The organism is Streptomyces netropsis, assembly GCF_014203545.1.
GTDB classification, from domain to species: Bacteria; Actinomycetota; Actinomycetes; order Streptomycetales; family Streptomycetaceae; genus Streptomyces; species Streptomyces netropsis.
Genome location: NZ_JACHJG010000004.1, coordinates 73,145 through 86,027 on the forward strand (window position 1 = coordinate 73,145; position 12,883 = coordinate 86,027).

14 protein-coding genes are annotated in these 12,883 nt (G+C 74.4%); 8 read left to right on the forward strand and 6 right to left on the reverse strand.

Translation table 11 applies throughout. The features are described 5' to 3' along the window. Positions 1 to 27: 27 nt before the first annotated feature. Complete coding sequence (locus tag FHS38_RS35270; RefSeq protein ID WP_373301808.1) at positions 28 to 420, forward strand: PTS-dependent dihydroxyacetone kinase phosphotransferase subunit DhaM; 393 nt, start codon at positions 28 to 30, stop codon at positions 418 to 420. Positions 421 to 429: 9 nt separating this feature from the next. On the opposite strand, the gene FHS38_RS11760 is transcribed toward FHS38_RS35270, so the two are convergent. Continuing rightward, positions 430 to 1,164, reverse strand: a complete 735-nt coding sequence (locus FHS38_RS11760; protein ID WP_184733482.1) for a PIG-L deacetylase family protein — start codon at positions 1,162 to 1,164, stop codon at positions 430 to 432. A gap of 235 nt (positions 1,165 to 1,399) precedes the next feature. Between FHS38_RS11760 and FHS38_RS11765 the strand changes: the two genes are divergently transcribed. From FHS38_RS11765 to FHS38_RS11775, 3 genes are read left to right on the forward strand one after another with little or no spacing between them, the layout of a single operon-like run. After that, positions 1,400 to 2,461, forward strand: coding sequence for an ABC transporter substrate-binding protein (locus FHS38_RS11765; RefSeq protein ID WP_184733483.1), 1,062 nt, complete (start codon positions 1,400 to 1,402; stop codon positions 2,459 to 2,461). Next, positions 2,462 to 3,544 (forward strand): FecCD family ABC transporter permease, encoded by a 1,083-nt coding sequence (locus tag FHS38_RS11770; protein WP_184733484.1) that lies wholly within the window; start codon positions 2,462 to 2,464, stop codon positions 3,542 to 3,544. Positions 3,545 to 3,558: 14 nt separating this feature from the next. Further along, positions 3,559 to 4,338 (forward strand): ABC transporter ATP-binding protein, encoded by a 780-nt coding sequence (locus FHS38_RS11775; RefSeq protein ID WP_184733485.1) that lies wholly within the window; start codon positions 3,559 to 3,561, stop codon positions 4,336 to 4,338. Positions 4,339 to 4,494: 156 nt separating this feature from the next. On the opposite strand, the gene FHS38_RS11780 is transcribed toward FHS38_RS11775, so the two are convergent. Beyond that, positions 4,495 to 5,421, reverse strand: a complete 927-nt coding sequence (locus FHS38_RS11780; protein ID WP_184733486.1) for an L-tyrosine/L-tryptophan isonitrile synthase family protein — start codon at positions 5,419 to 5,421, stop codon at positions 4,495 to 4,497. Positions 5,422 to 5,429: 8 nt separating this feature from the next. Beyond that, positions 5,430 to 6,677, reverse strand: coding sequence for a cytochrome P450 family protein (locus FHS38_RS11785; protein ID WP_184733487.1), 1,248 nt, complete (start codon positions 6,675 to 6,677; stop codon positions 5,430 to 5,432). Positions 6,678 to 6,916: 239 nt separating this feature from the next. Between FHS38_RS11785 and FHS38_RS11790 the strand changes: the two genes are divergently transcribed. Genes FHS38_RS11790 through FHS38_RS11800 form a run of 3 tightly spaced genes read left to right on the forward strand, consistent with a single transcriptional unit; the run spans position 6,917 to position 10,460 of the window. Then, positions 6,917 to 7,177, forward strand: a complete 261-nt coding sequence (locus FHS38_RS11790; RefSeq protein WP_184733488.1) for a hypothetical protein — start codon at positions 6,917 to 6,919, stop codon at positions 7,175 to 7,177. Continuing rightward, positions 7,174 to 9,954: a heavy metal translocating P-type ATPase gene (locus FHS38_RS11795; protein ID WP_260420706.1), complete on the forward strand. Its 2,781-nt coding sequence runs from the start codon at positions 7,174 to 7,176 to the stop codon at positions 9,952 to 9,954. The genes FHS38_RS11790 and FHS38_RS11795 overlap by 4 nt, the downstream gene beginning before the upstream one ends. Further along, positions 9,954 to 10,460 carry a copper chaperone PCu(A)C gene (locus FHS38_RS11800; RefSeq protein ID WP_184733489.1) on the forward strand — a complete coding sequence of 169 codons (507 nt, stop codon included), beginning with the start codon at positions 9,954 to 9,956 and terminating at the stop codon, positions 10,458 to 10,460. The genes FHS38_RS11795 and FHS38_RS11800 overlap by 1 nt, the downstream gene beginning before the upstream one ends. A gap of 100 nt (positions 10,461 to 10,560) precedes the next feature. On the opposite strand, the gene FHS38_RS11805 is transcribed toward FHS38_RS11800, so the two are convergent. Then, positions 10,561 to 11,154, reverse strand: a complete 594-nt coding sequence (locus FHS38_RS11805) for a sigma-70 family RNA polymerase sigma factor (RefSeq protein ID WP_184733490.1) — start codon at positions 11,152 to 11,154, stop codon at positions 10,561 to 10,563. A gap of 61 nt (positions 11,155 to 11,215) precedes the next feature. Here FHS38_RS11805 and FHS38_RS34835 point away from each other — a divergent pair, with 61 nt between their 5' ends. Further along, a complete protein-coding gene (locus FHS38_RS34835) occupies positions 11,216 to 11,392 on the forward strand; it encodes a zf-HC2 domain-containing protein (protein ID WP_221494975.1) in 177 nt (58 codons plus the stop codon). A 159-nt stretch (positions 11,393 to 11,551) separates the two neighbouring features. Here the strand turns inward: FHS38_RS34835 and FHS38_RS11815 are convergent, their stop codons facing one another. Beyond that, entirely contained in the window at positions 11,552 to 12,274 is a 723-nt protein-coding gene (locus FHS38_RS11815; RefSeq protein WP_184733492.1) for a hypothetical protein, read from the reverse strand. 298 nt (positions 12,275 to 12,572) lie between these two features. Continuing rightward, entirely contained in the window at positions 12,573 to 12,812 is a 240-nt protein-coding gene (locus FHS38_RS11820; RefSeq protein ID WP_184733493.1) for a holin, read from the reverse strand. Positions 12,813 to 12,883: the final 71 nt, after the last annotated feature.

Genomic DNA, 12,883 nt, shown 5'->3' on the forward strand with positions numbered 1-12,883 from the left:
CCGCAGCCGGCGGGCCGTGTCGGCGTGGTGCTGGTCTCGCACAGCCGCGAGGTGGCCGCCGCCACGGCGGCGCTCGCCGAGGCCCTGGTGGGTACGGGCGACCCGGCGCCGGTCGCGGCCGCCGGCGGGCTGCCCGACGGGGGCGTGGGCACCAGTGCGGAGCTGGTCCGCCGGGCGGTGAAGGACGTGGACCGGGGCAGTGGGGTGGTGGTGCTGTGCGACATGGGCAGCGCGGTCCTCACCGTCAAGGCACTCCTCGGCGACCGGGAGGGCGGCTTCCCCGCCGGGGCCGATGTGCGGATCGCGGACGCGCCCTTCGTCGAGGGCGCGGTGACCGCCCTGGTGACGGCGTCGGCGGGCGGCGACATGGCCGCGGTCCTCGCGGCGACGGACGACGCCCGCACGTACCGCAAGCTCTGACCCCGGGGCTCACCGCCTGAAGAGTTCGAACGACACCCCCGGGCGTCCCCCGAACCGCTCGGCGACGGCCGCCATGTTGCCCTCGAGGAAATTGCGGCAGTAGGCCTCCGGATCCTCCTTGGTCAGCGCCTCGATGTACGTGCGGTGGGCGAGCAACGACTTCACGGCCCGGTCGAGGCCGTCGCTCGCGTCGACGGCGTGGGTGGCGTGCGGGGAGCCGGCGACCGCGACGTAGCGCACGCCGTCCCAGGGCAGCAGGCCGTCCTCGACGAGTTCGGGGAAGATCCAGCGGTTGCCGGCGTCGGCGACGGCGTCGAGGGCGGCCCGGCCGACGGCCCGGTGGTCGGGGGTGTTCCAGAAGGCGCCGCCGGCCCAGGTGTCGTGGTGGTTCAGGGTGAGGACGAGTTCGGGGCGGTGGCGGCGGATGGCTGCGGCGAAGTCGCGGCGCAGCCCGGTCCCGTATTCGATGACGCCGTCGCGGTGGCCGAGGAACTCCACCGTCGTCACGCCGACGGCCGCGGCGCTGGCCCACTGCTCGCGCTCGCGCAGCGGCCCGGCCTCGGCGGGCGGCATGGTGTCGATGCCCGCCTCGCCGACGCTGGCCAGCAGATAGACGCAAGCGCGGCCGCCGTCGATCCAGGTGGCGACGGCGGCGGAGGCCCCGTATTCGAGGTCGTCGGGGTGGGCGACGATGGCGAGGGCGCGGCGCCAGTCGGTGGGCATCTCGGCGAATTGGTTCGTCATCCCGGTCTCCTGAAGTCGGCGTGCTGCGGCGGCTCCCGGGACCGCGTCGCGCGCCGCGGTCCGCGGTGGTTTCCCGCGCAGCGTATGACGGGCGCGCGGCGCGCGACGGGCTTCTTCGCGACACGCGGGAACCGGGCGGGCATGTGGGCCGACTACCTGAACCGGGCCCGCACCGGCGTGGCCCCGCGCGAGCGTTCGCGTGTATGTCTGTACGTCGAGTTCCTGGAGTTTCCTGATGCGCCCTCGTGCGTGGTGCGGTGTGCTGGCCGTGGTGGCCCTGTCGGCGACAGCTTGCGGTGGCGGTGAGTCGAAGAAGTCCGACGACGCGGGTGCCGCGGGTGCCGCCAAGGCCGGCTTCCCCGTGAGCGTCTCCGACTGCGCCGGGGCGAAGACGACCTTCGACGCGGCCCCCAAGCGGATCGTCACCAGCAACGCCGCCGCCCTGGAGCTCCTGATGTGGCTGGGCGCGGGCGACAAGGTGGCCGGGACGGGCTTCCCGCCCGGCAAGGGCACGGTGCCGCAGCAGTTCGCCGACCAGGCGGCGAAGGTGCCGGTACTGGGCAAGAAGGTGATCCCGAAGGAGAAGCTGCTGGGGTCGGGCGCCGATCTGTACGTCGACTCCTTCTCCTCGATGAAGAACATGGGTGGGATGGGCATGGCCCCGACCGCCGAGGAGTTCAAGGCCGCCGGGATCAGCCACGTCTATCTGAAGTCGACGGCGTGCGCGTCGATGAGCAAGGCCGCGCGGACGGACCTGTCGGGGGTGGAGGCCGACATCGAGGAGCTGGGCAAGGTGACCGGCACCTCGGCGCGCGCCACCGAGCTGGTCGCCGGCATGCGGAAGAAGACGGACGCGGTGCGTGACGCGCTGAAGGACGTGCCCGACGCGAAGCGGCCGTCGTACTTCTTCTTCGACTACGACGCCGGCACCAAGCAGCCGATGGCGGTGTGCAACCGGCAGGTCGCCAACGCGGTGATCACCCAGGCCGGGGCGCGGAACGTCTTCGCGGACTGCGCCGGTGACTTCAAGCCGGTGGACTGGGAGAGCGTCGTCGCCAAGAACCCCGACTGGATCCAGCTCGGCGTCCGCAACCGCGGCAGCGAGGAGGCGAACCGCAAGGCCTTCGACGAGGCCGCGGACTTCCTGCGCACCTTCCCGGCGACCAAGGACCTGAAGGCCGTAAAGGAGGGGCACTTCCTGCGCATCGGTTCCGAGCGGACCACGATCGCCGGGGTGCGCAGCGCGGACACCGTGCGGGAGATCGCGCACACGGTCCACCCGGACCGGGTGAAGTAGATGACGGCGACCGCCGCGGTCGGACAGGAGTCGGAGGGGCCCGTACGGGAGCGGGAGCACGGCGCGGCGGCGGCCCGGTGGGCCTGCGCGGTGCTGGCCCCCGCCCTGCTGCTCGCCCTGACCGCGTCCGTGTGCCTGGGCTCGTCGCAGGTGCCGCTCGGCGAGGTGTGGTCCGCGGTGGCCCGTGGGGTGAGCGGCGGGGACCCGGTGCCGGGCACCCAGGACCTGATCGTGTGGCAGCTGCGGGTGCCGCGCGCCCTGCTGGCCGCGGTGGTGGGCGCGGGCCTGGGCCTGGTCGGCACGGCCGTCCAGGCCCTCGTCCGCAATCCGCTCGCGGACCCGTATCTGCTGGGCATCTCCAGCGGGGCCTCGCTGGGCGCGGTCGCGGCGATCGTGCTGGGGGCCGGCGCGGGCGGGCTGCTCGGGCTGGGGCTGTCCTCGGCGGCGTTCGCCGGGGCGCTCGCGTCGTTCGCACTGGTGTGGGCGATGGCCCGGCGCGGGGGCGGGTTCTCGCCGCTGCGGCTGGTGCTGGCCGGGGTGGGGATCGGGCAGTTCCTGTCCGGCTTCACCCACTATCTGGTGTTGCAGGCCGGGGACGATCAGCAGACGCACGGTGTGCTGTTCTGGCTGATGGGCTCCCTGGGCGGCGCGCAGTGGAGCGGGCTCGCGCTGCCCGCGGCGGCGGTGCTGCTCGGTCTGGCGGCGCTGCTGGCGCGGGCCCGGGCGCTCAACGCGCTGCTGATGGGTGACGAGACCGCCGCCAGCCTGGGGGTGGAGGTGACCCGGCTGCGGCGTGAGCTGTTCGTGGTCACGAGCGTGCTCACGGGTGTGCTGGTGTCGGTGTCCGGGGCGATCGGCTTCGTCGGGTTGATGGTGCCGCACGCGTGCCGGATGGTGGTGGGCGGCGACCACCGCCGGCTGCTGCCGGTGGCCGCGCTGTTCGGTGCCGTACTCCTGGTCGTCGTCGACCTGGTGGCCCGTACCGCCCTGCCCGACCAGGAGCTGCCGGTGGGTGTGGTCACCGCGCTGATCGGGGCGCCCACCCTGCTGTATCTGCTGGACCAGCGCCTCGAGAAGGCATGAGGGGACGGGAAACCATGAGGATCGCCATCGAGGATCTGGACGTGGCCCTGTCCGGGCGGACCGTGGTCTCCGGGGTGGGGCTCGTCGCCGAGGACGGTGAGATCGCGGGGCTCGTCGGGCCGAACGGCAGCGGCAAGTCGACCGTGCTGCGCACCGTCTACCGGCATCTTCGGCCGCACGCCGGGCGGGTGCTGCTGGGCGGGGCCGACATCCGGTCGCTGACGGCCGTGCAGTCGGCCCGGCAGGTGGCGGCGCTGCCGCAGGAGCGGGGCAGCGACTTCGAGCTGTCGGTCCGGGAGATCGTCGCGATGGGCCGCACGCCCTACAAGCGGGCGTTCGCGGGCGAGGACCGCACCGACACCGAGAGGGTGACGGCGGCGCTGGCGCAGGTCGGCATGGCCGGGGCCGGGCGGCGGCGGTTCTCCGCGCTGTCCGGCGGCGAGCGCCAGCGGGTGCTGCTGGCGCGGGCGCTCGCGCAGGACCCGAAGGTGCTGGTCCTGGACGAGCCGACGAACCATCTGGACGTGCGCCACCAGGTGGAGCTGCTGACCCTGTTGCGCGCCCAGCGCCGTACGACGCTGCTGGCGCTGCACGATCTGAACGCGGCGGCGTCGGTGTGCGACCGGCTGCACGTCCTGCACGACGGGTCCGTGGTGGCCTCGGGCACGCCGCGCGAGGTGCTGACGCCGGAGCTGCTGGCGGAGGTGTTCGGCGTCCGGGCGGCCGTGGTGGAGCACCCGCTGACCGGCGACCCGCTGATCGCCTTCGATCACCGGGCGCCTGCCGGCGTGTGAACACCTGGGGACCGGTGGTCTGCCGCCCTGCCGCCTGCGGCGGCGAGCGCCCTGCGGGCGCGAATCGCCGGACGGGCTTGATGTGGCTGAGCTCAGCCACATCAAGCCCGTCCGGCGATTGAGGACCGGGGTCCGGGGCGGAGCCCCGGAACGTCCTCAGGCGACCGCTGCATAATGGCTGGGCCGCCCGTCGCGCAGAACGAGGCGGCCCAGCCTTTCGGCATCCGCGCGGTGCAGCAGCCGCGCCGTTCCCCCGGTCTCCCGCAGCACGGTGGTGTGCCACGGCGTGGCCCACGCGTCGGCGGCGTCGAGCAGCCGGATCCCGAACTTCGCGGCGCCCGGCCGCTGCGGGTGGATGGACAGCCGGACGGAGCTGGGGTGGCAGTCCGCGATGAGGTCGCCCCAGGCGCGGCTGCGGGCGATGACGCCGTACGCGCGGGCCCGGCACTCGCGTTGCAGCGCGGAACGGGTGCCGGTGAAGCCCGCGGTGTCCTCGACGAGGAAGCGGGTGATGCCGCGGTAGAGCCGGGCGGTCTCCTCGTCGGTACGGGTCTGGGCGCGCAGCGTCTCCAGATCGGGCGCGTAGGCGTCGGTGACGAGGGCGCGCTTGGTGTCGTAGTCCAGCTCCCCGTGCACATGGCGCAGGTCGAAGGTGTCGAGGTGGCTCAGCCGCTCCCGGCGGATGAGGGCGCGCAGCTCGTCCCCGTAGGCGTCGATGTGTGCGTCGGGGACGTTGATGAGGTCGCCGAAGATGTGGCCGTCGGAGCAGATGAGCATGCGGGCGCCCGGCTCGTATATCTCGCCGATCCGGGCGCACAGCCGGTCCAGGAAGCCGAGCGAGAGCCGTTCGCCCTCGTCGGGGAGGTGGCCGAGGACCTTGGCGGGGTTCGGGGACTTGCAGGGGAAGCCGGGAAGGGTGAAGAGGACCGGCTCGTCCGCCTCGGTGAACCGGCGTATCTGGTCGAGCTGTTCGGGGTGGGCGGCCGGGTCCGGGGGGCCCGGCTCCGTCGTGCGGTGGTACGGCAGGAGGAGATCGAGGATGCGGGTCTCGACCGGGGTCCGGGTGAGGGTGCTGTTCGGCATGTGGCGCGTCATCCCCGGGAGCGCGGGCACACGGGCCGGTCGAAGGCGACGGGCAGTTCTCCCACGCCCCGGCCGAGGACGGCGGGGATCCAGGCGAGGTCCTCGTCGGGGACGGCGAGGCGCAGGCCCGGCAGCCGGGCTGTCAGGGTGGCGAGGGCGACCTGGAGTTCGATGCGGGCGAGGGCCGCGCCGGGGCAGAAGTGGATGCCGTGGCCGAAGGCCAGGTGCGGGCCCTGGGCGCGGTCGAGGTCGAGGGTGTCGGGGTCGGGGAACCGCTCGGGATCGCGATTGGCGGCGCAGAGGGAGACGATCACGGAGTCGCCCGCGGGGACCCGGGTGCCGTGCAGATCGGCGTCCTCGGCCAGGAACCGCCAGGTGGTCAGCTCGAAGGCGCTGTCGAGGCGCAGCAGTTCCTCGACGGCGTTCGGCATCAGCTCCGGCTCGGCGCGCAGCCGCTCCAGCGCTTCGGGACGGCGGGTCAGGGCCACCAGGGCGGTGGTGATCTGGTTGGTGACCGGCTCCTGTCCGGCGACCAGCAGTTGGAAGACCATGGAGTCCAGCTCCTCACCCGTCAGCTCGCCCTCGTCGCGGGCGGCGACCAGCCGGCTGAGGAGGTCGTCCCCGGGCTCGGCGCGATGGTGGGCGACGACCTCGGCGATGTAGCCCTGCAGGCCGCGCAGCAGCGCCTCGTACGCGGGGCGGCCGGGGTCCTGGGGCCCGACGGGTGCCACGACCTTGCCCCATTCGCGCCGGAAACGGGCGGCGAGGTGCGGGGGCAGCCCGATGACCTCGGCGAGGACCTGGAAGGGGAACCGGGCGGCGAAGCAGCGGACGAGGTCGACGGTGTCGGTGTCGGCGGGCATCGCGTCGACGAGCGCGTCCGCCATTTCCTGGAAGCGGGGGCGCAGTTCCTCGACGCGGCGCGGCGCGAAGGCGTCGGTCACGTAGCGGCGCATGGCGGTGTGCTTCGGCGGGTCCTGGTGCAGCAGGTGGACCTGGAGTTCGGAGTGCTGCGGCTCGGGCATGATCGAGGCGTGTTCGCGCCAGCGATCGTTGCCGAGGGCGTGGTTCTTGCCGAGCCGGGGGTCGGCGAGGGTCCGCTGCGCGGCGGCGTGGCCGGTGACGAGCCAGGCGGTGACCCCGCTCGGGAAGAGCACCCGGTGGATGGGCCCGGCGGCCCGCATCCGCTCGTAGAGCGGGTAGGGATCACGCTTGTACGCGGGTCCGTAGAGGGGGAACGGGTCGGGCAGCGGCACGGGGAGTCTCCTCGCGAAGTCGTGGACCCCTGAGAAGTCGTACGGCGGAGGGGGTGAGTTCCCGCGTCTTCGCACCGGTGCGGGAACAGGTTCCCCGTCGGGTGGGAGAAGGGCGCGCGATCCTTGGGTAGTCGGTTGCCGGGGGCCGCTGGTTCCCGGGTGCGAAAGGGATAATCCTCACGCGCCGGGGGCGGCCCGCGCGGGGTCGAACGCGGCGCGCGACGTGTCACGATGCCGCGATGACAGCACGTCACCTCCTCAGTCCGTACGGAACCCTGATCGGCTTCGTCCTGCTGCTGGCCGCCCTCTTCGGTGTCGCGTACGCGACCGGGGCGGCCGCCGGGCCCGTGGCCCCCGGCATGCACCGAACCGGCGGCGATCCGGGCGGCTCCGGCGATTCCGGTGGCTCCGGAGGTGGTTCGGGCGGCGGCTCGGGCCACTCCGGCGGCATGGGCGGCATGCACGACATGGGCGCTCCGGCCGTGCGGGTGACCCGATGAGCGGGGCCCGGGAGGCCGGGGCCGCCACGGAGCCGCTCGAGCCCGCCCCGGTCGCCTGCGAGAGCACCGAGTTGATCGTCGGCGGGATGACCTGCGCGGCGTGCGTGGGCCGGGTGGAGAAGAAACTCGGCCGGCTGGACGGGGTGAGCGCGAGCGTCAACCTCGCCACGGGCAAGGCCCGGGTCAGCCACCCGGCGGCGGTGACACCCGCGGAACTCGTGGCGGTGGTGGAAGGGCTGGGCTTCACCGCCCGGTTGCCGCAGCCGCCCGCGCCGCGGGAGGACGCCTCGGAGGGAGCGGCCCCGGAGGCGGATGCCTCGGATCGGGCGGAGGCGTCCGCCCGGACCCGGCTGCTGGTCACGGCGCTGCTGTCCGTGCCGGTGCTGGTGCTGTCCATGGCACCGGCGTTGCAGTTCCGCAACTGGCAGTGGCTGTGTTTCGCCCTGGCCACCCCGGTCGCGGTGTGGGGCGCGTGGCCGTTCCACGACAAGGCGCTGCGCGGGTTGCGGCACGCCGCCGCCACGATGGACACGCTGGTCTCCCTCGGCGTGCTCGCCTCGTACTCCTGGTCGACGTACGCCCTGTTCTTCGGCGGTGCCGGGGAGCCGGGGATGCGGATGCCGTTCACCCTGCTGCCCTCGGGCTCGGGGATGGGCGGTACGGCGGACGTGTATCTGGAGGCGGTGGTAGCCGTACCGCTGTTCGTCCTGGCCGGCCGCATGCTGGAGGCACGGGCGCGGCGCGGGACGGGGTCCGCGTTGCGGGCGCTCGCGTCGCTCGCGGCGAAGGACGTCGTCGTCCGGGGGACCGACGGCGCCGAGCGGCGGGTGCCGATCGCGGAGTTGCGGGTCGGCGACCGCTTCGTCGTCCGGCCCGGTGAGCGTGTCGCGACCGACGGCGTCGTCGTGGCGGGCAGCTCCGCGCTCGATCTGTCGCTGGTCACGGGCGAGAGCGCGCCGGTCGAGGCGGGTCCCGGCGCTGCCGTGGTGGGCGGTGCCGTCAACTCCGGCGGTCTGCTGGAGGTGCGGGCCACTGCTGTCGGCGCGGACACCCAGCTCGCCCGGATCGCCCGGCTGGTGGAGGACGCCCAGGCGGGCAAGGCACGGGTGCAGCGGCTCGCCGACGCGGTCGCGGGCGTGTTCGTCCCGGCGGTGCTGGCCGTCGCCGTCACCGTCCTCGGCTTCTGGCTCGGCGCGGGCGCGGACCCGCAGGCGGCGATCACGTCCGCGGTGGCGGTGCTCGTGGTGGCCTGCCCCTGCGCGCTGGGTCTCGCGACCCCGACCGCCCTCCTCGCCGCCACGGGCCGGGGCGCCGGCCTGGGCATTCTCGTCAGCGGACCGCAGGCGCTGGAGGGGTTGCGCCGCGTGGACACGGTCGTCCTGGACAAGACGGGCACGCTCACGACGGGTTCGATGGCGGTGACCGAGGTGACGGCCCGCGCCGGGGGCCTCGGTGCCGAGGCGGCCGTCCGGCTCGCGGCGGCGGCCGAGAGCGGCTCGGAGCATCCGGTGGGCCGCGCGATCCACGCGTACGCGCTGCGGACTCCGGCCGGGGAGCGGGCCGTGCCGCTGCCGCCGGTGGAGGAGTTCAGCGCCACGACGGGGGTGGGCGTGGCGGGTCGCGTCGAGGGTCACCGGGTGGAGGTGGTCCGGCCGGACTCGGCGAAGCCGGGAGAAGGTGCAGCGAAGCCGAGAGAAGGTGCAGCGAAGCCGGGAGAGGGTGCGGCGCAGCCGAGTGAAGGTGCGGCGAAGCCGAGGAAGCGGGGTGCGGCGAAGCGGTCCGCGCGTCCGTCGGAAGCCGGCTTGCCGGCCGCTCTCGGCTCGGCCGTGCGCGCCGCGGAGAAGGACGGCCGGACCGTGGTGCTGGTGCGGGTGGACGGCACGGCCGAAGCGGTGATCGCCCTCGGCGATACCGTGCGGCCCGGCAGCTATCGCGCGGTCGACCACCTCAAGCGGCTGGGGCTTCGGCCCGTGCTGGCCACGGGCGACAGCGCGGCCGCCGCGCACGCCGTCGCGGGCGAGCTCGGCATCACCGAGGTCCACGCCCGGGCCACCCCCGAGGACAAGGCCGAGCTCGTCCGGACGCTGCGCGCCCGGGGTCACCGCGTCGCGGTCATCGGGGACGGTGTCAACGACACCGCCGCGCTGGCCGGCGCGGACCTGGGCATCGCGATGGGCAGTGGCACGGACGCGGCCATCGGCGCGGCCGATGTGACGCTGGTGCGGGAGGACATGGGCGCGCTGGCGGACGCGGTCCGGCTGGCCCGGCGTACCTCGGTGACCGTGCGGGCCAATCTCGTCTGGGCCTTCGGCTACAACCTCGTCACCGTGCCGCTCGCCGTCGTCGGGCTGTTGAGCCCCATGGTCGCGGCGGCGGCGATGTCCGTCAGTTCGCTCCTGGTCGTGGGCAACAGCCTGCGGCTGCGCGGCTGGCAGCCGACGCCCACCCGGACGTCGGCGGGCCGGGGGCGAGGACCGGCACGGGCGGGCGGACGACCGGGGGGACGGGCGGGTGCGCCGGCGCAGCGACGCGTCGGGCCGGACGGTGCGGGACGCCCGACCGGCGAGGCGGACGACAGCGGCGGCGGGAACGCTTCGGGCGGCCCGGGTCGCGCGGAGGACGGTGGCCGTCATGACACCGGCGTCGCCCACCCGGACGGCGCGAGCCGTGCCACCACCGCCGACGACGCCCGCCGTACGGGCGCGGACCTGCCGTCCGACGGCTCGGACCGTACGGACGGATCCGCCACCGCTACGAGCTCACGAGGTGACATGTGATGAAGGCTCCTTCCCCCCTCCTCCCCCGCCTCGTCGAGACCGCGTTCACCGCGCTCGTGCCCGTGGTCGCCTGCGCGGTGACCCTCGGGGGGCTGGTCGCGTGGACCGCGTCGGGCGAGGCGGGGCGGCCGGCGGGCGTGACCGTCGCGGAAGGGCGCATGCTGCTCCCCTTCGGCACGGACGACACCGCGGCGTTCTTCCGGGTGCGCAACGACGGTGACAAGGACGACCAGCTGATCGGCGTGGAGGCCCCGACGGCGAGCGGTCGCGCGATGCTGAGCCGGACCGTGGTCAGGAGCGGCGCGGGCTCGATGGGGATGGTCGAGTTCGCGACCGTGCCCGCGCGGGGCACGCTGGAGATGTCCCCGCACGACCTGGACGTCATGGTGAGCGCCCCGCCACTGGGGTTGCGCGTCGGCGACCGCGTCCCGTTCGTCCTGCGGTTCCGCGAGAGCGGCACCGTGCGGACGGAGGCCGTGGTCGTCCGCCCGGGGACGGGGAACTGAGCCGGACGGACCGCGCGGGCCGTGGGTCGCTGGGGCAATGCCCGGGCGGCCCGCGGCCCGCGCGGTGTCGGTGGTGCGGCGCGGTGGCCGCCGGGTGCCGCTACCCGGCCAGTGCCGGGACGCGCGCCATCGGTATGCGCGCCGCGTCCCGCTCGGCCGTCTCCAACTGGCCGATCAGCGCCTCGCGGGCCCGCGCCACGCGGGAGCGCACCGTACCGACCGGGCAGCCGGCCACGGCCGCGGCCTCGGCGTACGGCAGCCCCAGCAGCTGGGTCAGGACGAACGCCTCACGACGCTCGTACGGCAGCCGGTCGAGGAGCTGCGAGAGCGCCACCCCCTCGTCGAAGCCGGGCAGCTCCGCGGACTGGGTGCGCTCGGCGGCGCTCTGCCAGTCGTCGGTGTCCGACAGCCGGGGGCGGGCCGCGTTGAAGCGGAGCCGGTCCACGACCGTGCGGCGGGCGATGGACAGCAGCCAGGTGCGGGCCGACGAGCGGCCCTCGAAGCGCGGCAGCCCGCGCAGGGCGCGCAGATACGTCTCCTGGACGAGGTCGTCCGCGCCCTGCGGGTCGTTGCTCAGCCGGGCGACGTACCGCCGGACGTCGCTCTGGGTGGCGCGGATGAAGCGCTCCACGGCGTCCGCGTCACCACCGCGCGCGGCCAGCGCCCACGCGGTCACCGTCTCGTCGTCACGCACAGCGGCCCCCCGTACGGGGGGTGGTGCGCCGGGCTCCGGCGGCGGCGGGGACGATGGCGGGGTGCATTGCGTCGAGTTTCGTACCGCTGTATCCGCCCGGGTGGACGGCGAGGAGCTGCCTCCGGGCATCTCCGACGCCACGCTCGACTCGCATCTGCGGGGGTGTGCCGAGTGCTGCCACTGGGACGAGCGGGCGCGCCGGCTCAAGCTGCTGACGGCGGCTTTCGACCTCGGCTGAGGAAACGGCGTGCGCCGGGGAAAACGCGGGAGGGATGTGCCGTGGCACGTCCCGTGTGCGGGCAGGGGTCATCGCCCTGGGTCCTTCCTGGGAATCCGGGCACCCGACGGCTACGCGTCGGCGGGCCCGGTGACGTGGGTTCGGCCTGGGGTGTCGCCGTCAGCTGACGGCGACACCGGCCGGTGGACCACGTGTGGCCAGGACATGGGCGTACAGCAGCTGCCGCAGGCGCTGCGCGGCGCGCGTACGGTCGGCGCGGATGCGCGGCGGCCGGGAGCACGGCGGTACGTCACGGAAGAGGACGAGGAGCGGCGCGAAGAGCCGGGCGCCGAGGGTGCGGCCGAGCCGGAAGGCGGCCTGCTCACCGCCGGACAGCCAGATGCCGCAGATGAGGGCGACGAGGACGTGCGCGGACCACATGCCGAGGGCGCCGTGGCCGGCGTGCATGGCCATCCCGTCCATCGACATCCCGTCCATGGGACCGCCCATGGAGTGGCCCCCGGGCATGGGCATCGCATGACCGCCCAGGGACATCGACGCGCCGGGCCCCGACATGCCGGTCATCCCGCTCATGCCGTCGCCCGCGCGGGCCGCCGCCTCGAGGGCGACGTTCCGTGCGACGTCCTGGGCGAGCGTGAAGAACGAGTGCAGACCCGTCTGCGCGCCCACGGTGGCGAGGGTGATCAGCACCGGCCCCCGCTCGCGCCCCGCCAGGAACCACGCCCCGCTGCCCGTACCGCACAGCGCGACGGCCACGGCCCACCAGGGGACGTTCGTCCCGGACATGACCGCGTGCCCCAGGGCAGCGAGCAGCACACAGACCGCTGCGAACACGGCGGCTCGCAGCGTCCGCGGTACCTGACCGGACTGCCCTGCTCTCATGACGTGCACATCGTTGCACCCGTCGCGCGCGGCGCGACGGCGGGGGGCGTCATGACGCCCCGGAGAGCCGCCCGCTCGGGCGCATGGCTCCGCCCCGTACCGTCCGCCCGGCGGTACGGGGCGGTGGGCCGCCGGCTCGGGGGGAATGACCGGCAGCCCCGTCCCGTCGCTCCATTGGGACTCGCATCGATGAGTCAACCGTGTGCGGGCCGGGCGCGGGAGCGTGTGTGAGGGGGTGGGCGTGGGTGCGTCACGCACACCCCGTGTGAACGGCCGCGTTCCGCTCGGCTGCCGGGCGTCAGCGTCTGCGAGGTGCCCCGCCGCCGGCCGGCAGCCAGGCGGCGCTGGACTTGTCACCGAGGCGGACCCCGATGGCCCCCTTGATCACGGAGAGGGCGGCGGGTATCGAGGCGATGGCGGCGGCCTTGAGCGCCGATATGTCCGTGAGGTCGAACCCGTCGGCCAGGAGGAGGCCGAGGAAGGTGGTCACGTAGGCGGCGAGGGTGCGTTCGGCGATGTCGGCGATTAATTTGCGCATGGGCGTGCTCCCGCTTCTGGTGGGGGTTCTGGAGGGGTCCGGAGAGTCCGGAGGCCCCGGGGGTCCGGAAG

Bases quoted from the DNA above. Each gene is read 5' to 3' on its own strand.
- FHS38_RS11760 (WP_184733482.1), bottom strand. From the start codon at position 1,164: ATGACGAACCAATTCGCCGAGATGCCCACCGACTGGCGCCGCGCCCTC.
- FHS38_RS11765 (WP_184733483.1), top strand. From the start codon at position 1,400: ATGCGCCCTCGTGCGTGGTGCGGTGTGCTGGCCGTGGTGGCCCTGTCG.
- FHS38_RS11770 (WP_184733484.1), top strand. From the start codon at position 2,462: ATGACGGCGACCGCCGCGGTCGGACAGGAGTCGGAGGGGCCCGTACGG.
- FHS38_RS11775 (WP_184733485.1), top strand. From the start codon at position 3,559: ATGAGGATCGCCATCGAGGATCTGGACGTGGCCCTGTCCGGGCGGACC.
- FHS38_RS11780 (WP_184733486.1), bottom strand. From the start codon at position 5,421: ATGCCGAACAGCACCCTCACCCGGACCCCGGTCGAGACCCGCATCCTC.
- FHS38_RS11790 (WP_184733488.1), top strand. From the start codon at position 6,917: ATGACAGCACGTCACCTCCTCAGTCCGTACGGAACCCTGATCGGCTTC.
- FHS38_RS11795 (WP_260420706.1), top strand. From the start codon at position 7,174: ATGAGCGGGGCCCGGGAGGCCGGGGCCGCCACGGAGCCGCTCGAGCCC.
- FHS38_RS11800 (WP_184733489.1), top strand. From the start codon at position 9,954: ATGAAGGCTCCTTCCCCCCTCCTCCCCCGCCTCGTCGAGACCGCGTTC.
- FHS38_RS11815 (WP_184733492.1), bottom strand. From the start codon at position 12,274: ATGAGAGCAGGGCAGTCCGGTCAGGTACCGCGGACGCTGCGAGCCGCC.
- FHS38_RS11820 (WP_184733493.1), bottom strand. From the start codon at position 12,812: ATGCGCAAATTAATCGCCGACATCGCCGAACGCACCCTCGCCGCCTAC.